The 25399-nt window shown below is 38.7% G+C and carries 26 protein-coding genes and 1 tRNA gene; 5 read left to right on the top strand and 22 right to left on the bottom strand.

Annotated elements, in window-relative coordinates:
- The first annotated feature begins 741 nt into the window (after positions 1–741).
- Together QME45_06575 and QME45_06570 are read left to right on the top strand one after the other, a co-directional pair.
- Positions 742–1497 carry a DUF4111 domain-containing protein gene (locus tag QME45_06575; GenBank protein ID MDI6618329.1) on the top strand — a complete coding sequence of 252 codons (756 nt, stop codon included), beginning with the start codon at positions 742–744 and terminating at the stop codon, positions 1495–1497.
- An 83-nt stretch (positions 1498–1580) separates the two neighbouring features.
- Positions 1581–2171 (top strand): hypothetical protein, encoded by a 591-nt coding sequence (locus QME45_06570; GenBank protein MDI6618328.1) that lies wholly within the window; start codon positions 1581–1583, stop codon positions 2169–2171.
- 345 nt (positions 2172–2516) lie between these two features.
- On the opposite strand, the gene QME45_06565 is transcribed toward QME45_06570, so the two are convergent.
- The 8 genes from QME45_06565 to QME45_06530 all read right to left on the bottom strand — a co-directional run bounded on the left by QME45_06565 (position 2517) and on the right by QME45_06530 (position 9746).
- Positions 2517–3827, bottom strand: coding sequence for a hypothetical protein (locus QME45_06565; protein MDI6618327.1), 1311 nt, complete (start codon positions 3825–3827; stop codon positions 2517–2519).
- Between the two features lie 140 nt (positions 3828–3967).
- Positions 3968–4753 (bottom strand): AraC family transcriptional regulator, encoded by a 786-nt coding sequence (locus QME45_06560; protein MDI6618326.1) that lies wholly within the window; start codon positions 4751–4753, stop codon positions 3968–3970.
- A 62-nt stretch (positions 4754–4815) separates the two neighbouring features.
- The gene (locus QME45_06555; GenBank protein MDI6618325.1) at positions 4816–5109 is read right to left on the bottom strand and encodes a DUF3021 domain-containing protein; all 294 of its coding nucleotides are present in this window, start codon (positions 5107–5109) and stop codon (positions 4816–4818) included.
- Entirely contained in the window at positions 5094–5336 is a 243-nt protein-coding gene (locus QME45_06550) for a hypothetical protein (GenBank protein MDI6618324.1), read from the bottom strand. The genes QME45_06555 and QME45_06550 overlap by 16 nt, the downstream gene beginning before the upstream one ends.
- A 211-nt stretch (positions 5337–5547) precedes the next feature.
- The gene (locus QME45_06545; GenBank protein ID MDI6618323.1) at positions 5548–6258 is read right to left on the bottom strand and encodes a MerR family transcriptional regulator; all 711 of its coding nucleotides are present in this window, start codon (positions 6256–6258) and stop codon (positions 5548–5550) included.
- The gene (locus tag QME45_06540) at positions 6255–6779 is read right to left on the bottom strand and encodes a hypothetical protein (GenBank protein ID MDI6618322.1); all 525 of its coding nucleotides are present in this window, start codon (positions 6777–6779) and stop codon (positions 6255–6257) included. The genes QME45_06545 and QME45_06540 overlap by 4 nt, the downstream gene beginning before the upstream one ends.
- Before the next feature lie 373 nt (positions 6780–7152).
- Positions 7153–8475: an APC family permease gene (locus tag QME45_06535; protein ID MDI6618321.1), complete on the bottom strand. Its 1323-nt coding sequence runs from the start codon at positions 8473–8475 to the stop codon at positions 7153–7155.
- Between the two features lie 359 nt (positions 8476–8834).
- Positions 8835–9746 (bottom strand): metal ABC transporter substrate-binding protein, encoded by a 912-nt coding sequence (locus QME45_06530; protein MDI6618320.1) that lies wholly within the window; start codon positions 9744–9746, stop codon positions 8835–8837.
- Positions 9747–9893: 147 nt separating this feature from the next.
- Here QME45_06530 and QME45_06525 point away from each other — a divergent pair, with 147 nt between their 5' ends.
- Entirely contained in the window at positions 9894–10571 is a 678-nt protein-coding gene (locus QME45_06525; protein ID MDI6618319.1) for a metal ABC transporter ATP-binding protein, read from the top strand.
- Positions 10564–11379, top strand: coding sequence for a metal ABC transporter permease (locus QME45_06520; GenBank protein MDI6618318.1), 816 nt, complete (start codon positions 10564–10566; stop codon positions 11377–11379). The genes QME45_06525 and QME45_06520 overlap by 8 nt, the downstream gene beginning before the upstream one ends.
- A 107-nt stretch (positions 11380–11486) precedes the next feature.
- Here the strand turns inward: QME45_06520 and QME45_06515 are convergent, their stop codons facing one another.
- The 5 genes from QME45_06515 to QME45_06495 all read right to left on the bottom strand — a co-directional run bounded on the left by QME45_06515 (position 11487) and on the right by QME45_06495 (position 15005).
- Positions 11487–12503 carry an alpha-L-fucosidase gene (locus QME45_06515; protein MDI6618317.1) on the bottom strand — a complete coding sequence of 339 codons (1017 nt, stop codon included), beginning with the start codon at positions 12501–12503 and terminating at the stop codon, positions 11487–11489.
- A 75-nt stretch (positions 12504–12578) separates the two neighbouring features.
- The gene (locus QME45_06510) at positions 12579–12770 is read right to left on the bottom strand and encodes a hypothetical protein (protein ID MDI6618316.1); all 192 of its coding nucleotides are present in this window, start codon (positions 12768–12770) and stop codon (positions 12579–12581) included.
- Between the two features lie 174 nt (positions 12771–12944).
- Complete coding sequence (locus QME45_06505; protein MDI6618315.1) at positions 12945–13541, bottom strand: hypothetical protein; 597 nt, start codon at positions 13539–13541, stop codon at positions 12945–12947.
- Positions 13542–13543: 2 nt separating this feature from the next.
- Positions 13544–14203, bottom strand: a complete 660-nt coding sequence (locus tag QME45_06500) for a TetR/AcrR family transcriptional regulator (GenBank protein ID MDI6618314.1) — start codon at positions 14201–14203, stop codon at positions 13544–13546.
- Positions 14204–14876: 673 nt separating this feature from the next.
- A complete protein-coding gene (locus QME45_06495; GenBank protein MDI6618313.1) occupies positions 14877–15005 on the bottom strand; it encodes a hypothetical protein in 129 nt (42 codons plus the stop codon).
- A 57-nt stretch (positions 15006–15062) separates the two neighbouring features.
- Here QME45_06495 and QME45_06490 point away from each other — a divergent pair, with 57 nt between their 5' ends.
- Positions 15063–16322, top strand: coding sequence for a hypothetical protein (locus tag QME45_06490; GenBank protein ID MDI6618312.1), 1260 nt, complete (start codon positions 15063–15065; stop codon positions 16320–16322).
- A gap of 137 nt (positions 16323–16459) precedes the next feature.
- Here the strand turns inward: QME45_06490 and QME45_06485 are convergent, their stop codons facing one another.
- The 9 genes from QME45_06485 to QME45_06445 form a co-directional block, all read right to left on the bottom strand.
- The gene (locus QME45_06485; GenBank protein MDI6618311.1) at positions 16460–17422 is read right to left on the bottom strand and encodes a VIT1/CCC1 transporter family protein; all 963 of its coding nucleotides are present in this window, start codon (positions 17420–17422) and stop codon (positions 16460–16462) included.
- A gap of 57 nt (positions 17423–17479) precedes the next feature.
- A complete protein-coding gene (locus QME45_06480) occupies positions 17480–17725 on the bottom strand; it encodes a hypothetical protein (protein MDI6618310.1) in 246 nt (81 codons plus the stop codon).
- Positions 17726–17924: 199 nt separating this feature from the next.
- Positions 17925–18815, bottom strand: a complete 891-nt coding sequence (locus QME45_06475; GenBank protein MDI6618309.1) for a 4Fe-4S double cluster binding domain-containing protein — start codon at positions 18813–18815, stop codon at positions 17925–17927.
- 331 nt (positions 18816–19146) lie between these two features.
- A complete protein-coding gene (locus QME45_06470; GenBank protein MDI6618308.1) occupies positions 19147–20022 on the bottom strand; it encodes a DegV family protein in 876 nt (291 codons plus the stop codon).
- Between the two features lie 228 nt (positions 20023–20250).
- A tRNA-Arg gene (locus QME45_06465) sits at positions 20251–20327 on the bottom strand.
- Positions 20328–20450: 123 nt separating this feature from the next.
- Entirely contained in the window at positions 20451–20636 is a 186-nt protein-coding gene (locus QME45_06460; protein ID MDI6618307.1) for a hypothetical protein, read from the bottom strand.
- A gap of 135 nt (positions 20637–20771) precedes the next feature.
- Positions 20772–22487, bottom strand: coding sequence for an FAD-dependent oxidoreductase (locus tag QME45_06455; GenBank protein MDI6618306.1), 1716 nt, complete (start codon positions 22485–22487; stop codon positions 20772–20774).
- A 154-nt stretch (positions 22488–22641) separates the two neighbouring features.
- On the bottom strand, positions 22642–24033 hold the full coding sequence (locus tag QME45_06450; protein ID MDI6618305.1) for a glycine--tRNA ligase: 1392 nt from the start codon (positions 24031–24033) through the stop codon (positions 22642–22644).
- Between the two features lie 460 nt (positions 24034–24493).
- Positions 24494–25231: a PEP-utilizing enzyme gene (locus tag QME45_06445; GenBank protein MDI6618304.1), complete on the bottom strand. Its 738-nt coding sequence runs from the start codon at positions 25229–25231 to the stop codon at positions 24494–24496.
- Positions 25232–25399: the final 168 nt, after the last annotated feature.

Raw genomic sequence — 25399 nt, 5'->3', positions numbered from 1 at the left:
TTGATTACCATAATATTCCTTAATACCCTAAATAATCAGTTAGCACAACAGATTAATTATGGTCTATATACTTATTAATGCAATAACAGAGGTTATAAAACAGCGATTTGATTTTTATGTGAAACATAAAATCTCAGTAATGCCTTTACCATATTTTCCCAATATTGATTTGTTGAGTAAACTTAGGATAGTCTCAATACAATCCCCAAGTTTGAAGAAAAACTGCCTCAAATACTTTATACTAAAAATAGCACAATTACCATATATATGCAATCCACAAGTATATCCATTTTGTTCTATTTAATGGATATATCACCCGGTTTTAGAATATTATATGCTAAATGCTTAAGCAGTCATATTATTACTCATGAATGCTTATAAAATGAGATGATTTTGAATAAAAGGTAATAACCATAGTCTCTGGCTTATGACAAAAGTTCACGTGAAAGATATAAAAACAAGAATATCGTATACCAAACTTGATTTTCCCCGCCGGCCATGTGTGGATGGTTTTCCGGACAGACTGGATTTTCATATTGTTTTAATCAGCCTCTTGAGGCATTTCAGCCATACAGCCGGTGGCACAGGAAAAAAGGACGTTGACTTGAATGGTTTATAATGGACTGAATTGCGGGATAGTGTTAGAATGTAAGCAATAAAAAACGACATCGGGACAAGTCGACCTGATCTACGAAGTGTTTGATTAATAAATGGCGAACATGTAAAAAGAAGGATAAGACAATGAAACCGTCTGAAATATTATCAATTACCAGCGATGAATATCAAAATGTTCTGGGGAAAAACCTTTGCGGCATTTATATTCACGGTTCCCTTGCATTCGGTTGTTTCAATTGGAATAAAAGTGATATCGACTTTTTGGTTGTAGTTTATGAAAATTTGACACAGGCACAAAAAGAAGCGTTGATACGCACACTTCTTCGGTTAAATCAGGCTGCTCCGCCAAAAGGCTTTGAAATGAGTGTGGTTCTATATGGTGATTGCAAGGATTTCAATCATCCGACTCCATTTCAACTTCACTTTTCAAATGCTCACATTAAAGAAATTGTTGGTAATTTGTCAAAATACTGCCGTACAATGAACGGTACGGATTGTGATTTGGCTGCGCATTTTACTGTTGTTAAGAAGGTTGGCATTGTTCAATATGGCAAACCTATCGAAGATGTTTTTGGAGAAGTTCCGAAAAGCGACTATTTAGCGAGTATAAGATCAGATGTTGAAAACGCAGAAAGCGAGATCGTAGGCAATCCTGTCTATATCATACTCAACCTCTGCCGAGTACTTGCCTATATGAAAGATGGCCTTGTCCTGTCAAAGATGGATGGAGGGAAATGGGGTATGACTCGTCTTTCAGGCGAATACACCGATCTTATTCAAAAGGCACTTGACTGTTATTCGACTGACAAAGAATTCGCAATCGATGCCGATATTGAACAACAATTTGCTCGCCATATGAAAAAAATTATCTTTTCCGAATGAACATTAATGACAGTCAAATGCAATTCGTATAAAATTTATATTATTTAACATGCTATGACAATAATCGAAAGGGCGTGAGATATATGCATATTGAAAAATGCAGTTATTGTAACAGCACCAATCTCGGAATAGGATACCAAATGGGCAATGGACAAATTTATCCTGATTTATATGCTTATCATAGTGCTAAATCCGGTTCTATTGTGGAATATATCATTTGCAAAGATTGTGGCCGTATCGTTTGTTCCCGTGTGCGTAATCCTGAGTTGTTTCCGCAGTACAGTTCGGCACGACAGGAGGAATTGCTCGAATACATTGAGAACCATGGGATTCTGCTTTGCAATGAAAACAAGGAATTGCCCTCTTTATGTGGATTAGGATACAATATGGAAAACATCATAGCTCTTATTGAGCAGAAGAAAGTGTTTTATTGCAAAGCATATAAAAAGCGGTCTACATATCTATCCATACAGGCGTATCAGTATTTGGATCGCTGTCTTTCAAAAAAGCAATTGACTGTGGATGCAAAAAATATTTTGAATGCTATGAAGGGCAAATCCGTTGTAGACAAAAATGAATTACGTATTGCACTGGCTATGGAGAAAAAACCGTTTGATCGTGCTTTTGATCTCCTACTTGAGAATTTGTATATTAATTACTGCTATCGGCGGTAAGAAACTCAATACGAACTGGTACAGTTACCTTTATTGTACCACTGAGACATGGAAGCATGGTGTAGAAGGTTTGCATTTTAGCGGTGACAGTAGGAACGCCCTGTGGAAAATTGTTGGTAAAGAAATGAGTAAAAATGATTTTGATTCCTTCGCCAAATAAGCATGACGCGAAGACGGCAAGTTTTAATTTCTCTTTGTAAGTGCCCTTGTAAACTTCAGCAAATAATAATAAACTACAGGAATAATTTACTCCCTGCAGTTTATTATTAAATCCAAATTGATATTTAAAAGAATACTCCTATTTTCCCTTGATAGAATTATAAGCTTCATTTACATTATCGAATATTAGTTTATAAGCCCCGCTATGGCAGCCCCCACTAATGTTGCGTTTTCCGCTTTGACAAACTCACAGTATAATCCTTTTTTATCATTCAAAAATTCCTTTATATAGTAATCAAGCTTGTATCTGAACAATTTAAGCTTATAGAATGTTGAACCTTCTGCGGCTATGCATACGGGCTTGCACGGATTTTTCCCTCTTCCTGTCTTTAGCATTATAGACGCAAGATTTATAGCAACCAGCTTTGCCGCTCTTTCAATCATTGCATCGCATATATGATAAAGTAAAATGCGATCATCCGTACCGTCCCCGCAGCACATCGAAAGGCTATTTTTAGAATAAGGATAATATAAAAAGTTGCTTATTTCCTCGCAAGTAAGTTCATCAACGGATTTTATTGAATCTGCAAATTTATGAGAGAATAGTCCTTCCTCTGCTGCCTTTTTTAAAACTGCAAGTACAACTCCCCCCTGGTATCTTCCGGAAATCATCTTTTCGAAAGAATATTCTCCCGGATTTACAGTACCATTGTCAAATTCGCAATCGATTATACCCCTTTTAGCCTTCCCATATCCGCCGGACTCAACATTTATAAGCATAGAGCCCTCACTTTTGGCAAGAGCCGATACTTTTAGTATATTCTTGTTTTCCTCACTATAGCAGGTATTTGTTCCGGTTCCAAGTATAAAACCTATGAATCCGTCAAATTCCCTGTCGGGATAAGCCGCCATTCCTCCAAGCAGCGTAGCCACCGTATCGTTTAAAAGCACGATCCTTTTATCGCCATTGACTCCCATGCTCTTAAGTTTTTTCAAAAGCCCCTCGCCTATAGCTTCCCCTATTAAATCTTTTACACGTACTTCCTTGCTGAATTGCAGAAGCCTCCCATCCTTGTTCGGAAGTATTTCAGTCGCATAAGAGAAGCAGAAACCAATCTTATTGCTTTTCCCTATTACCGGCAGGATATAATTGGCAATATCTGAGAAAAACTCATCCTTTGATATTTCACCATTAGTACCCGGCATACGATACAATTTATAATCCTCTATGGCAGGCTTTTTATCTTTATCGAATGTCACGACGGCCACTCTGAAATTTGTACCCCCGGCATCCATGACGATAACCGGTTCTCCTGTCGGTATTTCCTTATCCGTCGCTATGTACGTAGGAATCATCTTAAGAGAACTCTGGTTACCCTTAAGGCCTTCATCCATTTCTTTTATAAATTCATTGCAGCTTTGTTCCATATCGATATTTTCATAATTCATTTCATACTTGTTTAAAAATTGTTTTACCTCATTTTTCAATTCATACATAAGCAACATCCCCCTCCTGCATTTTTAGTTTTATTATACCATAACTTCAAATAATCTTCTTATCAAGCAATTGCAAATTCGGCAAATAAGCAATACTATTCGGGTACATATTTTATATTCAAAGAATATATACTCCTATGCTATTTTAAAAATGCAGACGGAGGCACTCCTGTCATTTCCTTAAATATTTTGCTGAAATAAAATATGTCTTTAAAACCGCATTCCAAAGCTGCTTCCGAAACAGTGTAACCTCCAGCCGATAATAAATCCCTTGCTTTATTTATGCGTACTGTATTTATATAATGTTTAACGGAAAATCCCGTAGATTTTTTAAAATAACCGCCAAGATAAATGGGATTCAGATCCGCTATTTTTGCCAGCGTGCTCATTTTTATTTTTTCAGGATAATTTTTTAATATGAATTCCTTTATTTTTTTTATCCGCTTATCGCTAAACGATTGCTCGGTACCATGAATACCGTATAAAATATATTTGTAAATTATCATCATGAATATAGCTCTTGCCTTTAGCATATAAAAATCTCTTTTATCGAGCCAGATGTTGTTAAATTCATTGTATAATTTCATCAAATCACAATCTGTTTTAGGAATCTTGCTTGTAAAAGGCAGCGGAAGGTTGACTTGCTCTCCTGAATGCAGGCTGCATTGAAAGTTGAAAGTAAAACAGCACATCGGGTCTTTCCCTTCGGCATAGGCTCCTCTGGTGCAGCCTGCGGGTATGTATATAAGGTCGCCATCTTTGACATGGTATGGTACGCCGTTTATTACGTATGTAGCCCTACCTGAATAGATATAAGTAAGGTCATGGAATAATATACGGCTTTCATGTATTGCCCATGTGCTTAGACATTTTCTATCCACAAAACAGATGATCTCAGGCTCAAGCTTTCCGTAGTCCGGCTGCATATTTTCACCGCCTTATCTTTTGTATATTTATTTTTTACATATATTGTTTAATTATTCTACTATTAAGTTTCACTTGCAATATAAATATGACATAAAAGAACTCGAGCAGGCTGCTCGAATGTCATAATGATTTCTTTAATGTCGTAGCTCATCCAGCGGCTAAAATATGCAATCGGGAACGTCGCCAGAGAACAGATGACAAGGTGGACGATTGTTTCCTTTAAAATACTCCAATTATCCTTTTTCCAGATCACTGATGCTCCTCCCCATACAGCTCCATAGGCTAAAGATAGAATAATCTGCAAAATTACAGCGTTCAATTCACTGCCACAGTCATTAATCAATTCCGGTACCACAGCGTAATAGGTACCATCGCATAAACCTTGCCTGCCGAGGCATAGATATGAGATATCTGTGACTGTTCTAAAATTTTAAACTTATCACCGCAAAAACTCACAAGCATTTGCGAAGCCGTTTCGGATAGTTTCTTGACAATATCTTTTATCACATCAGTCATTCTGCCAGTCAAAATTACAATTTTAGGCTCTTTGCAATTTCCATCAATTTTGATTTCGATTTGCATCTCATTACCTCCTTATTACACTTACAGCATAGTAAATATGAGCTTTGATTTCCACTGATTTTCAATATGTGGTTTATTTTGAATGATATGTGGTAGATTATATAGGCAATTTGGATTAAGTATACCATAGGAACTGCATGAACAAAATAATCTGAAACAAAAAAGGTGCATATTTTATGATGCACCCAATCCCAGCATTTATAATCCAACTTTAAATTACGCTATCCTGATTCATACATAATCTTGCTTTGGGATATTTTTTTAACATTATTTCATTTGCCGCTTCTAATTTTTTAAGGTATTCAGCATAAGATTTACTGAGTATCTTCATATTTGCTATTAAAATGCCTTTATAGCCGCTTTGTCTCTGAAAATTCAATATAGACTTCTGAAGTTTTCCCGCCACAGAATTTTTAAACTCATCAGAGTTCTTAATTTCGATGTATTGCTCTATCTCTTTATGGTTACGTTCTAAATAATTTTCCGTGTCAGCCAGCATTTCCATTATTTTATCATTTGATTCTTTTTCTAACTTTTCCATATCGATTTTTTCATTTGCAATAAAGAACGTTTCCAGAAATTCAGAAAGCTCAGATGACAAATATAAATTCACATTATCAAGATAGCGGATAATAGCATCGTAAGCCTTTCGTTTTTCATCTGTGTCAATTGTTTCATTAAGAAATCTACCAAAATGTAAAGCTATAAACAGCCCATAATTTCCGGGAAATGCAAACACAAGTTTCTCTTTTATGGTATATAAATCTTCATCATGATCTTGGAGATAATCAAATTCTCGATCGATATCATAATCTTTAATCAAGTTATCCATGCGTTTTTGCATAGCATTAAGACGCTGTATCCTTAGTTCTGTAACATACCTGCATTTTGCTAAGGCTGCCGGTTTATTTGAGCTGCTCAATATTTTTTTCCCAGCTTCAGCACCTCGTCAACATCTGTAAGCTCTACTTCCCCTTTAAGCTGATATGCTCTCGGAACTGACCAGTAAGGGATGAATGATGGATTTACATTGATAGTTATGCTCTTTGCATTTTCTTTTGAACTGCCTGTATATACGAAACTCCAAGTGTTATAAAAATCAACACGCCTGTCATTCTGAAAAGAAATGTTCCTTGTATCATTCTTGATCAGATTAAGTCCTTCAGGAATCGATACCGGCAAAGGATCAAACCCTAACAAGGTACAATACCGTTTAAATGTCCATTTTTCAATCATGTTAATTGCCGGACCGCCTATTATGGGCTTTTCATTGATCATATCACCAAGCTGATTTATATAAATGACGGAATTTACATTTGCTACAGCAGACTGTTGTCCATGCAAATTGGGGGATGACGGAGCAATATTTGAATTCTTGCCATTTGAAGGCATCCTGTTTATCAGCTTCGGAAATACAACCGTACGAAACGATTTAGGATTCATAGTTCTCCTCCTTCTTACTACTAATACTCCATATCAGAATAAAATGCTGCACTAAAAATAAAAAATATTATAGATTTTAACGATATAAAATAATTCCTATTGAATGGAATGTATAGTATCTTGTTAAAATAGTACTACTAATGCTGATCTACTTCCAGCAATCAGCTTATATAAAATGTATAAAAATTATCTAATGCACAATTTCTCTTATAGGAAACGACAAGGAAAACATAAACTTATAGCCCTGGAGAATATGCCGAAAGGCTTTGTAAATTTTAGAAGAGTAAAGTAAATAAAGCAGAAAATAATTAAGCACTTACTAAGTATATATAGTAAGTGCTTTTGTTTGGGAATTTATCTTTTTAACATCCTGTTATCGGCTGCTAAGCGGCGACAGTCCGCCACTTTTCTGAAAAAACGATCCGATAACGATAATCACTGCGAACACAATGAGATAGTAAACTACAGACATGCCATGTGCAAGGCACGCCGCAACAATCATGAACAGACATCCCAAAATGGCGAGTGTCGGCATGACAAAACGTTTAATGGTTCCCAGATCCCTTTCTTTTTTCATCATCATGATGAATATAGGAATGTATCCGGCATAAAGCGTAATAATCGGCAACTCGGATGTATCAAAGCAGAAAACACCAAACCATGGAGTTGTAAGGTTGGCTCCATAGAAATAAAGAAGCCAGAAAGCGCATAACAAAAGTCCGATAATGGATGAATTTCCAGGCATATTCGTGACCTTGTCCACTTGTTTGAATGTCTCAGGCGCAGGTCCCAAGTTCCTTACGGCCAGCGAATACATTCCACGGGTACAACCCAGCATCAGACCGTTTAGCGTACCAAGGCAAGAAATTATGACAAACACAAAGATCAAAGATCCGCCGACCGAACCAAAAAGGTTCTGAAATGCCATCTTCGCGCCTACCTGTCCGCTTTTCATAAGCACGTCGGCCGGAACAGCGCCGGCCAAGCCGATATAATAGAAGACATATACTGCAACCACAATAAGAGAACCAATAATCAGCGCTTTCGGAAGATTTCTCTTTGAATCTTTCAGTTCCGCATTTATGGACGTTGCAATAATCCATCCCTCATAAGCGAAGGCAACAGCTACAACTGCGGCAAAAAGTCCTCCGCCGAGACCAACGCTGGAATGCGCCGCATAAGAAAAATTTCGTACCGTCATGCCGTTGAACAGGCCGACGATAGTTCCGACCACTGCCATAACCACCAGTGGAATGAGTTTAATAACCGTCGTCGCGACCTGAAACTTGCCGGCAATTATGGGAGACAGAGCATTGACCGCATAACTTACCACCAGATAAAAGCAGGCGATTGTCATGGAGGAACCACCTGTTATATCCCAGCCGAGGAGCACGCATGTATATCGGGCTGAAACCCATGCCAGCACGGATGTTAGCGTTGGATTGTAAATCGTCGCCATAAACCAGCCCACATAATAGCCATATTTTTTGCCAACCGTCATCTCCGCATAGTCCACCACGCCGTTCACCCTTTCATACCTGGTAGCCATGGTGGCAAACGTGTAAGAACAAATGATCATAATAAATCCAACAATCACCCATGCCGCAATCCCAAGTGGCAAGTTACCACCGGTGACTTTCAAGACTGCTTCTGCCTTAAAGAATACGCCGCTTCCGATAACAATGCCGACAACCATGGCGATTGCGGTACACAAGCCATACTTTTTTTTTCAGTTCATTTTCCATCATTTCAACTTCCTTCTTTTGTATCCCCCTGTATTCTTAAAACAAAACCGTTTATGCCAAAAACTCCTCAGACATGAGTAAGTTCTCAGCCGAAACGGAAGGATATTAATTTTAGTTATTTTATATTATATATTTTGTATTATACAATATGAGCACATACTATACAACTGAACTATTCATTTTTTGCGCATTTCTGTCACTAATTATGTAAAACAGAAAAGAAGCGTCCTACTACAATGTACGACACTTCTTTTCTGATTAAACCGGCTGTTATTCTTTCACATTCTAAAATTTAACTTTTGAATTCTTCCTACTTGGATAGGCTATCATAAATTTTGGACAGATTGCTCTTTACGCGTTCTAAATATGTTTTATTATCCTCGGCACCTTCAACCGTATAGATTGTTTCTACCTTTGCCCCAACTTCGCTAGCCAGCGTCTTAGAAACAGCAGGGCTTACCATTTCTTCAGCAAAAATTGTAGTAACCTTGTTTTTCTTGCAATAATCAACAAGCTCGGTCAATTTCTGTGCGCTGGGTTCGCCCTCTGCGAAAACATCTTCTACACTGTTCTGCGTTAAGCCAAAATCTCTGCATAAATAGGCAAAAGCGGCATGTCCCGTTACAAAACTCTTTTTCTCCAATGACCGGAATTTCTCATTATATTCGTTATAAAGATTCTCAAGTTGGGAGACAAAATCGCTACAATTTTTTTCATAATAATCTTTGCTGGATGGATCAGCCTTTATCAGAGCATCTTTGATATTTTTAGCTTCAACTTCTGCACCCTTAAGGCTAAGCCAGATATGTGGGTCATATTTACCGTGTTCTTTAATTTCTTCAGCATCCTCGTTCATAATGGGGCTGGCACCTTTTGATGCTTCCACTGCAATCAGATTTGGATTATCGGCAGCTTTAATCGCGTCATCCGCCCAAGGCTCCATTCCAAATCCACTGTATACAAAAACATTCGCATCCCTAAGACCGGCCAGGTCCTTTGCCTTTGGTTCAAATTCGTGCGGCTCCGTGCCATCAGGGATAATCGTTGAGATTTCCACCTTATCCTTTCCTACAGATGCAACAAATTCTTTCATAGCATTAAATGTTACGGAAACTTTTATCTTATCATCTTCCGTCTTATTTGCCTGATAGTTCTTGCCGCATGCTGAGAAGCTTACAAGAATAACCAGACATAATAGCAAAGCATACCATTTTTTAAACATTTTTAACAACCTCCAAAATTATACTTGCAAATGGTTCCTATCTGCAACTATAATAAGAATAGTATACGAGGATAAATTTGTCAAGTGCAAATGATATGCATTTACTGATAAAAATTAATAATTTTAAATTGGAAAGGATGTTTTATTATGATCAAAGCTCAAAATTTGTTTTTTTCCTATACAGGTTCGCCACCCTATGTACTGGATGGCATCAATCTAGAAATACATGATGGGGAGTATGTATCGGTAGTAGGTGAAAACGGTTGTGGGAAAAGCACGCTTATGCGGCTGATATTAAAATTTTTAAAACCGACAAGCGGAATAATCGTGTCATATGCTAAAAGAACCGGATATGTACCGCAAAAAAAAGATTTTTCTAATTCTAATTTCCCCATTACGGTTTATGAAGTACTGAATTCTTATCGAAAACTTTTAAAAATCAAAGATAAAAGCATTATTGCTGAAATTCTTGATCGGGTTGGGATGTATAAGTTTATGAATGCATTAATGGGTACCCTTTCCGGTGGCCAAAGCCAGAAAATATTGATTGCGAGAGCATTAATTGGAAACCCTGATTTGCTGATTCTCGACGAGCCGTCCACTGGCGTGGACATTAACAGCCAAAGAGATATTTATGGATTCCTGAAAAAAATAAACAAAGAAAACGGTATTACCATTGTGTCAGTCGAACATAATCTCGATGCTGCCGTTTCAAACTCAACATTGATTTACCATATGGTAGGTGGCCACGGACATCTCTGCACCCCTCAAAAATATGCAGATGAATATCTAAAAAATAGAAGAAAGGATGATAGTATTGTTTAGTTATGGTTTTATGCAAAATGCAATTTTCGTTTCAATATTTATTTCAATTTTATGCCCATGCATCGGCATCTTCCTGGTCCTTCGGCGTTACTCCATGATAGGAGACACCCTATCTCATGCCTCGCTTGCCGGTATCACAATCGGGCTTCTATGTAACCAGAGCCCTGTACTTGGCGCATTTATTTTTACATCTGTCTGCGGGGCACTGATTGAATTTCTACGCAGTTATTTTAAAAAATACACTGATCTGATTCTTACTATCGTTCTCTCTTTGAGCGTTGGTACCGCCATTACAATCATCAGCTCCGGAAAGCTCCACGCAAATGCAGATTCCTTTATGTTCGGCAGTATACTTACTGTAACCAAATTCGACATGCTCATGGTACTAATCCTCAGCACAATTTCCGTATTGACACTTATTCTTTTATACCATCAGCTGGTATATATTGCATACGACGAAGAGGCCGCTAAAGTAGCAGGCGTCAAAGTCAAGCTGATCAATTATGTTTTTTCTATCCTTGTTGCCTCCGCAATATCCGTATCAATAAGAATAGTCGGTGTGCTGGTACTTAGCTCAATGATTGCCCTTCCTGTTGCCACGGCGCTACAACTTGAGAAGGGATTTAAACATACATTGATATTCTCTATTATTTTTAGTGTAATAGATATCATGCTGGGGCTGTTTATTTCATATTATCTCAATGTAGCGCCCGGCGGATTTACCGCTCTTGTTTCAGTCATCGTTCTTGTCCTTGTCTTAATAATAAAAAAGGTACATTCAAGCATCAGAATAATCTTTAATAAATAACATCCCTGTATGTTGTTGCATATGACTCGTTTAAATAAAATAAAACAGCTCAGCCATCAGAAATCCACAAACCGGTGAATACCAGTCTGTGGATTTCTGATGATATTTTATATTTTTTTGCCGACCATACGCAAAATATCCTGTGCCGGAGCAGGAATCCGCCCCAAATAATCGGGACCTATGTTCAGCAGATAGTTGATCCCCCGCTCATTTAGATGATTTTTCAGGAAAACTACCTTGCCGGCATCCTTCCAATTATTGTCGAAACTTTTATAACCCCATGTGTCGTTGAGAGTGGCAGGACATTCAAACAGACCTTCGGGCATGTGGTTTTCGGGAATTTGGTTGTCGCCCAGGGACTTATAATCGCCCATACCGTTACCGATTCGCGAATTTACCAGACAGTTGGGTTGATAATGCTTCACCAGATCGTAAAGCTCCCGGCTTTGCTCCGGACTGATTGTAAGCGGCGTATCAAACCAAATAAGGCACAGGTCTTTAAAATTCGTCAGCAGCTCCTGAACCTGGGGCTTGATTTTATTTTCAAAGCAAAGTGTATAATTCTTTTTATCATTTTCGGGAAAATCCCAATCGTTTGTCCAGCTCATTACTTTGCTGCTGGTATGCCCCCTCGTATAACCGCCGCCATTGGGATCGCTCCAGTCCAAATCCTGCGAATAATATAATCCAAGCTTCAGGCCGTACTTATAGCAAGCCTCAGCAATCTCCGCGATAGCATCCCGTTTAAAAGGGGTAGCGTCAAACAAATTGAATCTGTTCGCCCGGGACCGATACATGGCAAATCCTTCATGATGCTTGGCGGTTACCACCATATATTGCATTCCTGCCTCTTTGGCTAAAAGAACCCATTCCTCCGGATTAAACAAAATAGGATTGAAAATACCCGCCAGCTTGTGGTACTCTCTGTTGGGAATTCTAAAATATGACTGCGCCCATTCTCCGATATAAGGCGTCCGTTTACCGTTCCACTCCCCTGCAGGAAGAGAATAAAGTCCCCAGTGAATCATCAGACCGAATTTTGCGGATTTAAACCATTCTTTATTGTTCATAATAAACTTCCTCTCCCAGCGAATATTTTTTAGCCCCCTTATGCTCGCCGACATAAGGTTCTACAAGACCTAAGTCATTTGCTCAATTTAGATATCCACGCCAGCTATGTAACCATTTGTTTAAGCAGTTTATAACTCTTTTATATTAATATCAAGTTGCTTTTTGACCGTCTCGTAATTTGCATAAAACAAAGACGCCTCAACATGGTTACTTTTTCCGTAATCGTAAACATTCCTGCATACGTATAACAAATCGTCGATATTGCTGTGAAGCATCATAATGCGCCGAGTCAGTTCATTATTTTTAAACATTTTTTTCATAATTTGCTCCTCTAAATTCTGATTTATCTCTTTATAAGCAGAATCATATTTCATGCGCAAGTGAGTTTTGATTCTGTCCTGAACAAGCATACAGATTCTATATACTTCAAGCTTGGCAATTGAAATAATATTCTTCGAATATAAAATATGCACCCGTCACGTCATGCTAAAATCTTATTCTCTGACAATCAAATCCATTACATCGCGCCGCATGCTTTGCGGCACTTTTTTTGTGGGCTTTCCCAAACGTATAAGCATTTGGATCGTTTCTCCCTCAGGAGCATAGTCTCGATGGATGCCGCTATAGAGTTTTTTCATTTCAGGGTATTCTTCCAGGACCTGACTTAGAGGTTGCATAACAAATCCCTGCCGCTGAGCCTCCAATATCAGCATGCTATACAGCATGCCGCTTTTAACCTGACTTAAGCGGGTATTGTCCTTCGTAACAATCATCTGCCGTGCAAAATGGTCTACTTCGTCTGTTAAACGGTCGCTGTCTGCATATAAGTAAAATACCATCGAATCGTCCTTATCAAGACGTATTTTCCACGGCTGCATATTATGACCGTTCGCCGCCAGCAGTCCATACGCCGTAAGCTGGATTCTGGGGTCGTCAAATTTTTGTGCATAATCCTTCTTCCATGGCTTAAGATATGCAGATTTTTCAAAAACGCCGCTTATGATCAATAAAGCTATAACGGCAATTCCGACAAAAACAATTATACCGACAATTATAACACCCATTTTTTTTATCAATCCCTTCTCTCCCATTTTCATTCCTCCGTTTCTGTTCGTATCGACCTAATCATCATATTAAAAGCTTCGGAAACCAGATTTTCCGGTTTGATTCCGTGATAGTTCTCAATATAGTATTTTTTCCGCTTTGCTGTATTAAATACGCCGATTATGCAGGCCCATAAAGCAAGAGCCGTAATTTCAACATTCAAATTGCTGCGAATGGAACCTTCTGCGATACCCTTTTTTAACGCATTCGTCAAATAACCCAGGATTTGTTCTCCAAGAGCATAGCATTCTTCTTTTGAATGATCCGGAACGTTTTTTTGAAAATCAAGCGCATTGTTTTCATATTCCATGATTGCGTCAAAGTATTCCGGGTAATTATTGCTAAATTGATATAGCGTTAAAGCCATTTGCCTTATTTCCTCAATGGCAGTGTGAGCTTTATTCTTTTGCAGACTATCTTCTATCATCTCCATCAGAAACCTGTATCCCCTAATCATAATCTCAAAATAAATCTGTTCTTTGCTGTTAAAATATACATACACTGTTCTTTTACTATACTCGGCTTCTTTCGCCACATCATCCATTGTAGAATTATTATATCCCTTTCTAAAAAAAACTCTTTCAGCCGCATCGATAATATCCTTTCTCCGGATTTCTTTCTCTTTTTCCTTGCGTTCACTGCTTCCCAACTGTTAAACCTCCATATTGCACATAAATGTTATGTTGTAAACTAATAGTTTACTTTGATTATGAAATACTATTTTTATTTTGTCAATATCCTGATGCAATAATTCTTTGATTATCCTATCTGAGCTAGGTTGACAAATTGTAATCTTCAAAAACTTTTTTCATGTATCTATAATCATCTAAATTACCAATAAAGCACAAGGGCAAAATGATTTGTCAGTTTAGTCTTCCTGCTTTTAAAATTTTATGATATATTTAATATAGGAATTAATATGGAAACAGAATACGAAATCAAATCAATCCCTTTATTAAAATCACTTCAATTCGCAATATGAAATATGGCATAAATGGGATTATGTTATTTTAAGCGACGAATGAGTATTATGAAAGTTTTGATAAGTTCTTGGCTTTGCTGCTGCAAAAAATCCTTAGAGCTTTTGATTGTCTGAGTGAAACGAGTTTCAAAAGCTCTTGGATTCTTAAGGCTGTTGGCCTTAGAACTTACAAAACTTGAATCTGCCGAATGAGTGTTCAAAATAACATAAGTTCAAATTACGGATTGAAGTTAAAATCATTTAACATATTTATGAATCAGCCAAAGTCTATTTGATTTTACCGAAAAGGAGGCAGCATATGCCAAAATCGATTATTATTATAGGTGCCGGTATGGGTGGGCTATCCGCAGGCATTTACGGTCAGATGAACGGGTTTGACACCCGCATCTATGAGATGAATTACCGTCCGGGAGGACAATGTGCATCGTGGAAACGCGGCGGCTATACTTTTGACGCTTGCATCCACCATCTTATGGGCTGTTCCCCAAGCTCAAAGATTCACCGGCTCTGGCTGGAGGTCGGCGCCATGCCCACGGAACTGGTATGCCCAAAGGAATGCGTAAGCGTGGCATCCCCTGACGGCAGGATGCTCAATGACTACTATGATCCGGATGCACTTGAAAAGCATCTGTGTGAATTGTCGCCGCAAGACGCGAATGTCATCCGCTCATATGTAAAAGGAATTCGCGATGTCGCAAAATATGATATGATGGGTGACATGATGACAGGGAATATCCTGAACATGCTCTGGCACGCACCAATTGTCTTCCAGAACATGAAATGGTTTAAAATTTCCATGCATGATTTTGCAAAACGTTTTACCGATCCATTTTTGCAGAAGGCATTTCCTCTTCTGGTATATTCTAATCCTTCCATTCCCATGTTTCTGCATCTGATGCGCCATGCCTCCGGTTTAAATCGGGATATAGCATGGCCTGTTGGTGCGAGTATGTCTTTTGTCGACGGTATCGTCAAACGATACAATGCACTGGGCGGCAAGCTTTACTGCTGTAAGAAGGCCACAAAAATCATCACGGACAATGGCAGGGCTGTGGGCGTAAAGCTGGATGATGGTACAGAGGAATTTGCCGATATCATCATTTCCAACGCTGACGGGCGAAAGACACTTTTAAAACTGCTTGACGGGAAATATATGGATGAACGGCTCAAAGCATACTGTGCTGAGCCTGACGACACAACCGATTTTGCGGTAAGTATTTTTCTTGGTGTCGACCGAGATCTTTCTAAAGAGCCGTCCAGTCTGGTCATGCTTTTAGATAAACCGATCACCATTGCGGGGCACGAGTTCACCTCGCTGGAAATGCAGATCTACGGTTTCGACAAAACCATGGCTCCCAATGGAAAAGGCGTAATCAAAGTTGAGCTTACTTCAGCCTACTCCTACTGGAAAAAACTGTCTGCCGACAGAAAAGAATATGAAGCAGAAAAGCAGAGAGTGGCCGCAAAAGTGATCGATCTTTTGGAAAGCCATTTTCACGGCATTGCAAATCAAGTTGAAGCTATCGATGTTTCCACTTTGCTCACATGGGAGCGTTTCATGGGCGGAACACACGGTTTTGCCAATCCGCCTAAAAAGAAACCGGATATTCTGAACAGTTTGTTTAGCAGTAAGGATATGACCATTACCGGCCTTGACAATTTTTATTTCGTCGGGGTATGGGCCACTTCTGCAGGAGCACTGTTCTTAAACGCTCTCTCCGGCAAGAAGGCGATCAAAAGGCTTTGTAAAAATGAACGGCGGAAGTTTAACTCAAACCCGCTCTGACAAGCCGATGCAAACCATACAGAATGAGCATAATCATTAATACGCAAAATTCTTATGGCATACATCAACTATTGTTTCAAGAGAGCAAAATGAATCTGCCGTTCAATTGGATAAAGTGGATTTTCGGATCGGTATGCTCATAAGCTCACATTCATCACATTTTTCATGAAGAGGCCGGCAAGGAACGAAAGCGCAGCTACCCCGAGGCTTATAAAAGCCATCTGCCCGAAACGCTTTCCAAATGACATGTCCTTGGCTACTGCAATATAATAATTGAATACCACCAAAATCAAAATGACGATCGCCAGCATCAGACCCAGTGCAGGCAGATAATGCTGCTTAGAAAGTAGAAGATACGGCAGGATCAACAGCGCGACTGCGACAAGATATGTAACACCGGTGTAAACGCTCGATTTTGCCGCATCAGTCCGGCCTTCGCTTTTCGCGGAGAGAAATTCGGAAGCCGCCATCGAAAGCGTCGCCGAAATGCCCGTAATCAAGCCGGAAAGTGCAATTAGGCGCGTATTCTGCATGGCAAGCGTCAGTCCGGCAAGAGTGCCGGTCATTTCCACCAGTGCATCGTTTAGCCCCAGCACCATGGAGCCGACGTATCTCAGCCGCTCCTCATCCAGAAGTCCGATCAGCTCACTTTCATGCTCTTTTTCCTGTGATTGGATTTCTTCTGCCTCCGGTACTTCACGTGACAGCCATTCGTATTTTTCCTGGGCGTTTTTTTCACCATTCTCCATCTGCTTGACCGCAAATGTAAACCCAAACAGCTTTACCACAAGCATTCTCCTAAATACTCTGCCGATGCGCGGTCGCAGTTCTTCCCCAGTATACTCATTCCATTTCATGGCATGAGCATGTTCTTCATTGGAAAGCCTTAAAAGCACTTTTCTGTTCTTTTCATCTTTCGCGTATGCCGCAATGCGACGGTAAATCTCAGATTCGTCGACTTCGTTTTGCTGCATTGTACGAAGGAGATTAAGTGTCTCTCTGGAAATTGATTTTTGATTTTTTGAATCCATGAAAATCCCCCTTTTTTTATCATTATAACATATCGATATAATCCATTGATTCGAACTAATTGATAACAATCTGTAAGTTTACAGACTTTTATAAAAAAGCAAAACTCCAGCATTATGCAAACTGCATTATTCTGTTTTCTCTGTAAAATTCTGTATTACCTTATTGACCTCATCACCATGTCCGGAAATGATATGACCGCCTGTTTCAAAAATAGCGGTTTCGGCTTTAACACTGGTAAACATTTTCTCTATATTTTCATATTTTGCCAAAGGTGACAAATCCCTTCTCTCTGAAAAAGAGCAGACCAATCGACGAACCTGCCGTTTCAGATTCTCTGGGTCATATGTGCTGTTATCATATCTGCTTAGCATCAGGAAAATCGGCGAATAAAAATGCAAAGCCACGATAAAACGATAGCATTGAACGTAAAAATGGCCCTACGCTATTCGCGCCCATCCTTTGCGCAACTAAAGCTGTGCCCCAAATAAAATTGCAATGGTTAGCATCACTTCGCCGGTTGTTTTATTTTTCAAGAGATTCCACTCCCTTAATTGTACTCGCATCTTTATATCAGATTCCCTGCCCAAATAAAATTGCGATATTACGCTTGAACGTTTTATAAGGCAATTTATATCCGATCATCAATGGGGCCAATTCCATTTCATAAGTTTCCTCATCCATATGCTTGAGATGGTCCACTTTCATAATATGATTCAACTTATCGCCTCGAAAAAGTCTTCCGTATGGAGTATCTAACGGGGTTGGGATATGCTTCTGATTCCATGGACAGATATTTTGACAAATGTCACATTCAAAAAAATAACCATCTGTGTTAATTTTTTGAATGATGTCCAAATTACTATTATAATCTTCAAGTAAGTTTGAAAGGCATTTTGCCCTGTTAAGCCGTTGTGGAACATCTATTGCCTTTACAGGGCATCCTTCTATACATTTTGAACAATTGCCGCACATATTTTTAGCAATAGGATATTTCTCGCTTATGTTTGCGTTTGTCAAAATTGCTCCAAGAGCCAGAAAAGACCCATATTTGTTATTGACTAATAAAGAGTTCTTCCCAATCCATCCAAGACCGGCTTTCACAGCCGCACCTTTCAGAGGTATTGACTTTATATCGCTTTCACTATCCATAATGATAGCTTTATAACCGCATGACATCAAATATTCTTTTATTGGGATCAGCGGTTTTACAATATTAGAATAATACCCAGAGAGGACTAGCCTGCTCATCCTCCCATACTCGGGATAATTTGCTGTTACAAATCCTCCAATATATATAGCAGCAATTACGATTGTTTCTGCATCAGGCATAATATTGGTCGGCTGTCTTCCTATAAATTTTCGCTCATCACCAATATAATCATCCGTCAACTTGTCAGAATCAATAAATCTTATCTCATCTATATAGCTGATCTTGGATAATCCTATAATTTCATCTCTCATGATTGCCTCCATGCCCGCGAATAAGACTGAACTTGCCTGATATTTGCCATAACAACACTTTCAACTGTTTATACTCATATTTTATCAAAATATTTATATGGTGCCAAGATTAATATTCGCCGTTTTGTGATCATCTTAAGCTTATCACCAATAAAAATGTGACTTTTAACTTGCGTCATTTGCTTAATTTAGATGCAAGACCGCTACTACAAATCAACACATTATTTTTAATTTGAATTTGAAATACATCCTCTGCCATTTATAATACTGTCATAATTTCTTTAACTATTTGCTAATGCGACTTTTTTAACGCAAAATCGAAAATTATTCATTATGAATAACGTTTGTCGCCAAGATAAAATATGGTGAGCAGCCCCGGCCCGCAATGTGCGCCGACGACAGCGCCAAGACTCATGATCGTCACTTTCGATACAGTCGGGAATGCTTCAAGTATCTTTTTTCGCATAAATTCCGCATCCCTCATGCAGTCAGCATGAAGAATGAATACCTCTTTGCCGTCCGGCTCGGTAAAATCCTCTTTCATTCTGGCAATGATATAGAGCAAGGCAGTTTTTCTGCTGCGGACTTTAGAGGCTACAACGAGTTTGCCTTCATCTGATACATAGAGGACAGGCTTTATGGAAAGGAGCGATCCCACCAAAGCTGCAGCGTTGGAAACACGCCCCCCGCGTTTGAGGTAGTTGAGATTATCTACCGTAAACCAGTGAATGATTCTGAGTTTGTTGGCTTCCGCCCATTTGATCGTCTCGTCAAAACTCCGGCCGGCTTCCCGAAGCTTGACCATGTAGTACACCAGCATCCCAAGGCCCCCGGACACACAGAGTGTATCCATCAGGTAAAAGCGCTGATTCGGATATTCTTTATGGATCTGATCGGCCGCTTCCCCGGCACTAATGAAGGAATGTGATATCTGACGGGTCATGTCTAAAAAAATTACATTTTTCCCCGTATCCATGAGTTTTTTGAAAAATTCATAGTATGCATAACTATTGATCATAGAAGTTGCTGCCATCGCACCTTTCCGCATCGCTGTATAGGTGGCTGCTCTTGTCTCTTCTCGGCAGTCGTCAACATACGGCTTATTATCAACAGTATAAGTGTAGCTGATATACGGGATATCATGTTCTTTAAAATATTCCGCAGGAAGATCTGCGGTTGAAGCAGTTGCAATTATGTAATCTGTCATTTTCTACCTCCTTACATAACTGAATGGAATTACAAAGATATTCTTTGATATCAAGATCAGGATAAATTTATTCATACAACATAGCCATATCCATCGCACCAATGATATATCTTTATCTCAGTATATACCACAATATATAAAAACGGATAAAAATAGGGAATCCTTTCAAATTGGAATTTATCAGTTATAAAAATCCCCAACACCGAAAATTCAGATATTGGGATAATTTGGTGCGTCCGACAGGATTCGAACCTGCCACCCTCTGATTCGGAATCAGATACTCTATCCAAATGAGCTACGGACGCATTATATCAATCATCTTTTATATTCTATTACAGTTGTGCTTCCATTTCAAGTGCTTGGACTATTTAACAGTTGTTGTGAAAATGCTTGCTATTATAATATAGAGGCAAATTTGAAGAATACTATTATGGATATAATGTATTGTTTTTCTGCTTTCTTATCCATTGTATCTTTTTGCCGCATTCAGAAGGATCACCAGGACAGGCAAATGTGCATTCGCTTGCTATCATGCAAAATTTACAGCAGTAACCGACACATCCCTTTAAAGGATTAATATCACACTTAAGCGGTCCCTTAATCTCTTTATACAATTAGGATGTCCCCCATATTTTACTAACTTATCTATTATTTATTTATGACCATTATCTTCAAATTATTATCGACTTTGGCCCGCAATATGAAATTTTAGCAAGGTATAGTTGATTTAGATAAAACTGTTAGATATATTATCTTTGGTATTTATGGATCATCGAATAGTAGGCTACATCGTTGGCAGCCGCCATACCGCTTTGCAAAGCGCCCTGCATCCATGCATTTTTTACCGAGGTATGTTCACCCGCAAAGAATACTCTGTTATCATATTCGGGTTTAAATGTAGAATATAAAAAATCCTTTTTCTGTCCCGGCAAAAACATTTGGAAAGCTCCGAAAAACCACGGCTCTCTGACCCAGTCGATTGTCTTTGAATCTATGACAATATTATCTAAATAGCCTTCTGTCAGGCCATGCACCTTTTCTATTTCCCTCTTGATAATCTCGCGCTGTATAAAAGGAGATATATTTCCAAGGGCGTATGCGTCTTCACCTATATTATATGAAGCTAAAAGCACGCCCCTTTTATCATGCAAAGCGTTTCCCTTTCCCTTGGTAATGCTCCGGTTATAATCCTGCGGATATGATACGACTTCTATAACTCCATCAGTAAAAGATGAACCACCTCTTATACCCTGCTTTTCCCAGAAACGCTCCTTGCATAGAAAAAGAGTCTTCTGTGCATTTTCATAATATACTTCCCTTATCACCTGACTTTTCTTCCCTGCAAATGATGGCTGAATAGCCATCGATTTTAACACCGGTATCGGTACTGCACATATAACATAATCGAATTTTTCAAAGTCATTTTTGTTATTCTGCAGTATTTTATAGCTCAATATTATCTTCCCGTCATTACCCGATTTGTAGATACCCGTCACCAACTGCCCTCCCCTCCAGTTTACATTTCCGATATCGCTCTGAGGTATATCGGGATATTCTTTGGGGCGAGGCGAAGTAAGGGAATTGTAAAAGGCAAGGGGAAGTTTTACCATCCCGCCGCATATCTGATAAAGATTTGAAAAGTCAAGGGTATAGTCAGTGCATAAGCTCGATTCATAGCTATGATAAATAAGTGCCCCGAAATTAGGCATAATGCTCGAGATCAAGTTGACAGCCTCATTGCTTAATCCATACTGCTGCAATGCCTGCCTCGAGCTCAAGTTTTCTATGGATTGATACCTGTGATCATATGCCGGCAATATCATAAGAAACTGCTTCCTTATATCCGGAGGCATTGTTGAGAGGTAATAACTGTTTACCTTGCCTAAAAGAGCCGGCCATGGAGTATTCATTTCCTGAACAGTCAATTCGAACTGCGGATAGATCTTGTGGAATATATTTTTCCCCTCGGAATCGTTTTTAACCCTGATGCCCCTTATATAAAAAAAAGTTTCTGGATCCGACTGGAGCAGCGGTTCCGTGTCGAGTTTGAATAAATCGATATAGTGCCAGACTGTCTCATGGGATACAGGAAATCTCATGGCTCCAAGCTCACCATACAATGTCTTGTTATCATTAAAATAATAAGTATATATTCTTCCTCCCATGTGAGTCGTCGTAGGTTCAAAAACAGTTATGTCAAATCCTAATTTTCTAAGCTCAAATGCTGCAGCCATGCCTGAAAGACCTCCGCCTATAATACCAACCTTCACATTTTTAAATTCTCCCGACGATGCATAGCGTATTATATCAGGCAGCGGCGATAAAAGATTTATTATATTCTGGTAATCTTCAGCCCTTCCGGCTTTTACAAGAGATTTATACAGCATATCGTGCCTTTGGGAATCCGTAGGATTTTTAGGATTTGCTGACTGCATTTTCTCCTTAAATTTAGCAGATGCATCCATAAATAAAGCCTCATAAAACAAGTTATATAATATTATTATGCTATCAGACAATATTTGGATACATCTGCTATGCTTAAATACTGAACTAAATGTCATACCTAAATTATTTTAAAACGCACAGCCTAAAGCATTGTTTTTTAGTTGTAACAATAGTTTAGAATTTAATCTTTTCTTCTAAAAATTTAAAAACGCCGTCCGTATTTACTCTTATCTGCTGCATTGTGTCCCTATCCCGTATTGTGACCGAATTATCATTTAAAGAATCAAAATCATAGGTGATACAATACGGCGTCCCTATTTCATCCTGTCTTCTATATCTTTTGCCTATGCTCCCGGTTTCATCATAATCCACATTATACTTTTCCTGAAGTTTTTTATATAGATTAAAAGCCTCTTTACCTAATTTTTTAGAAAGAGGAAGAACCGCTGCATTCATAGGAGCCAGAGCCGGGTGAAGCTTAAGGACAACCCTTGAGTCGCCTTTGCCCAAGTCTTCCTCATTGTATGCATCTATTAAAAATGCTAATGCAACTCTGTCGGCACCTACCGATGGTTCTATGCAATATGGCACGAATTTTTCATTTGTAAACGGGTCGGTATAAGCCATTTCCTCCCCTGAATATTTCTCATGCTGTTTTAAATCAAAATCCGTCCTGTCGGCTATGCCCCACAGTTCTCCCCATCCAAACGGGAAAAGGTACTCGATGTCCGTCGTTGCCTTGCTATAATGGGAAAGTTCCTCCTTGCTGTGATTCCTCAGTCTTATATTTTCTTCCTTTAGCCCCAAACTTAAGAGCCAGTTTTTGCAAAAATCCTTCCAGTATTTAAACCATTCCAAATCCTCACCGGGTTTGCAGAAAAACTCAAGCTCCATCTGCTCAAATTCTCTTGTCCTGAATGTGAAATTTCCCGGTGTTATCTCATTTCTAAAAGATTTGCCTATCTGCCCTACGCCAAAAGGTATTTTTTTTCTTGTTGTCCTCAGTACATTTTTAAAATTCACGAATATACCCTGGGCAGTTTCAGGCCTTAAATATATCTCAGCCTTTGAATCCTCGGTTACTCCCTGGTATGTTTTAAACATGAGATTAAACTTTCTTATTTCAGTAAAATTATGCGCACCGCATTCTGGACATTTTATATTTTTTTCATCGATGAAATGCATCATCTTTTCATTGCTCCATCCATCGACAACCGCTTCGGCATCGCCATTCTGTTTCAGATAATCCTCGATTAGCTTGTCGGCTCTGAATCTTGCCTTGCATTCCCTGCAGTCCATAAGAGGATCGCTGAAGCCGCCCACATGTCCTGAGGCAACCCATGTTTGGGGATTCATCAATATCGCACAGTCCAACCCTACATTAAACTCCGACTCATGTATGAACTTTTTCCACCAAGCCTTCTTTATATTGTTCTTGAACTCCACTCCAAGGGGACCGTAATCCCATGTGTTTGCAAGCCCTCCATATATCTCCGACCCGGGGTATACATATCCTCTTGCCCTGCACATGTTTACTATTTTATCCATGTTCTTTTTAGTTTCCATAAAAGCCACTCCTTCTATAAAATAAATAAAAAAAGCCTTCCATCCCTCAAGGGACGAAAGGTAACTTCCGCGGTTCCACCCTTATTGACTCAAAGTCCTCTTTAAAGTCGCATGCTCCGGGTTCCCTTCGCAAATACATCCTCCGGACTTTCACCATTTCCGGATCGCTGAAATCCAAACATTTGCTACTCTTTCCCATCATGGCATTATAAAAACATCTCAATAGGTATTATTGCAAAAACTCATACTTTTGTCAAGCTTGTAAAATACATTCGCACAGGGTATATATTTTATATTTGAGGTATAATCTTTATATACTTTTCTTCAATTCATAATTTGAAATAAGGCATAAATAGAATTATGTTATTTTGAGCAGCGAATGAGTGTTCAAAATAACATAAACTCATATTACGAATCGAAGCTTTTTTATAAAATATATAAGCGAAAAAATCCATAGGCTTTATTGCAGCACAGAACTATTATGCTCTTTATTGTACTGTTTCAACTGGCGATCATCCGGATTTACTATTACTTTCCCTCTGCCGCCGTCTACAATTAAAAGGTCGCCGTCCTTTATAGACATGCCTTCCAACCCGACACCTGTCACAACCGGTATATTCATATGGCGGGCTATTATACTGCTGCTGGAAGTCGGCCCTCCATATATAGTCACGATTCCCTTTACATAATACGGATCTATATTCAATACATCATATGGCGTAATATCATTTGCAACGAGTATGCATTCCTTTGCAATGCACTGTTTATGCTTGCAGTTAACATTTCCCAGCTTATTTAAAAGCCTCCATTTTATCTCCTCGATGTCTTCCGCCTTTTCAAACAAATATTCATCATCAAGACTTTCAAGCTGTTTTTTTGCGTTGTTTAAAATATATGCAACCGCATATTCGGCGCTCACATGTTTTCCCTTTATGGTATCCTTTATATCGCCTATAAGCTGTCTGTTATTTATTATGTTGATATATTTATATATCGTTTTTTTTATATCTTCATTAATGTCTGGAAGATCATCGTAAAATTTCTTAAGTTCTTTTTTAGCAGCATTTATGCAATAATCGAGTTTATCTGCTTCAGCTCCGGCATCATCTACATTTTTAACGGGATTTATCAAATCCCTTTTAAATAACTTTGCGCGTGAAATGCCTATGCCGTTAGAAACTCCTGCGGCAACAATCATAATGAATCACCTTTCAATTAATTTTTATACAATATTTATTATATATCAAGCTATGTGCTTATCTATATATCAATTATATTATATCATAATATTTTATATAAATGAAGGTGTTAAAGGATTATATTATTTGTTTCTCATTCAATCGATATATAATTTTGCAATAAAATA

The sequence above is a fragment of the Clostridiales bacterium genome (assembly GCA_030016385.1).
Taxonomy (GTDB): domain Bacteria; phylum Bacillota; class Clostridia; order Clostridiales; family Oxobacteraceae; genus JASEJN01.
Note: the sequence above shows the minus strand (reverse complement) of the source record. Positions and strands in the feature narration are given on the sequence as shown.

What these genes read in the sequence shown, in the direction of transcription:
- QME45_06565 (MDI6618327.1), bottom strand. Translation starts at nt 3,827, where the DNA reads ATGTATGAATTGAAAAATGAGGTAAAACAATTTTTAAACAAGTATGAA.
- QME45_06550 (MDI6618324.1), bottom strand. Translation starts at nt 5,336, where the DNA reads ATGCAAATCGAAATCAAAATTGATGGAAATTGCAAAGAGCCTAAAATT.
- QME45_06490 (MDI6618312.1), top strand. Translation starts at nt 15,063, where the DNA reads ATGCCCACGGAACTGGTATGCCCAAAGGAATGCGTAAGCGTGGCATCC.
- QME45_06540 (MDI6618322.1), bottom strand. Translation starts at nt 6,779, where the DNA reads ATGAATCCTAAATCGTTTCGTACGGTTGTATTTCCGAAGCTGATAAAC.
- QME45_06510 (MDI6618316.1), bottom strand. Translation starts at nt 12,770, where the DNA reads ATGAAAAAAATGTTTAAAAATAATGAACTGACTCGGCGCATTATGATG.
- QME45_06570 (MDI6618328.1), top strand. Translation starts at nt 1,581, where the DNA reads ATGCATATTGAAAAATGCAGTTATTGTAACAGCACCAATCTCGGAATA.
- QME45_06475 (MDI6618309.1), bottom strand. Translation starts at nt 18,815, where the DNA reads ATGAGAGATGAAATTATAGGATTATCCAAGATCAGCTATATAGATGAG.
- QME45_06515 (MDI6618317.1), bottom strand. Translation starts at nt 12,503, where the DNA reads ATGTCGGCGAGCATAAGGGGGCTAAAAAATATTCGCTGGGAGAGGAAG.
- QME45_06450 (MDI6618305.1), bottom strand. Translation starts at nt 24,033, where the DNA reads ATGGAAACTAAAAAGAACATGGATAAAATAGTAAACATGTGCAGGGCA.
- QME45_06495 (MDI6618313.1), bottom strand. Translation starts at nt 15,005, where the DNA reads ATGGTGGATGCAAGCGTCAAAAGTATAGCCGCCGCGTTTCCACGATGC.
- QME45_06480 (MDI6618310.1), bottom strand. Translation starts at nt 17,725, where the DNA reads ATGCTAAGCAGATATGATAACAGCACATATGACCCAGAGAATCTGAAA.
- QME45_06445 (MDI6618304.1), bottom strand. Translation starts at nt 25,231, where the DNA reads ATGATTGTTGCCGCAGGAGTTTCTAACGGCATAGGCATTTCACGCGCA.
- QME45_06575 (MDI6618329.1), top strand. Translation starts at nt 742, where the DNA reads ATGAAACCGTCTGAAATATTATCAATTACCAGCGATGAATATCAAAAT.
- QME45_06455 (MDI6618306.1), bottom strand. Translation starts at nt 22,487, where the DNA reads ATGGATGCATCTGCTAAATTTAAGGAGAAAATGCAGTCAGCAAATCCT.
- QME45_06525 (MDI6618319.1), top strand. Translation starts at nt 9,894, where the DNA reads ATGATCAAAGCTCAAAATTTGTTTTTTTCCTATACAGGTTCGCCACCC.
- QME45_06530 (MDI6618320.1), bottom strand. Translation starts at nt 9,746, where the DNA reads ATGTTTAAAAAATGGTATGCTTTGCTATTATGTCTGGTTATTCTTGTA.
- QME45_06505 (MDI6618315.1), bottom strand. Translation starts at nt 13,541, where the DNA reads ATGGGAGAGAAGGGATTGATAAAAAAAATGGGTGTTATAATTGTCGGT.
- QME45_06470 (MDI6618308.1), bottom strand. Translation starts at nt 20,022, where the DNA reads ATGACAGATTACATAATTGCAACTGCTTCAACCGCAGATCTTCCTGCG.
- QME45_06535 (MDI6618321.1), bottom strand. Translation starts at nt 8,475, where the DNA reads ATGGTTGTCGGCATTGTTATCGGAAGCGGCGTATTCTTTAAGGCAGAA.
- QME45_06560 (MDI6618326.1), bottom strand. Translation starts at nt 4,753, where the DNA reads ATGCAGCCGGACTACGGAAAGCTTGAGCCTGAGATCATCTGTTTTGTG.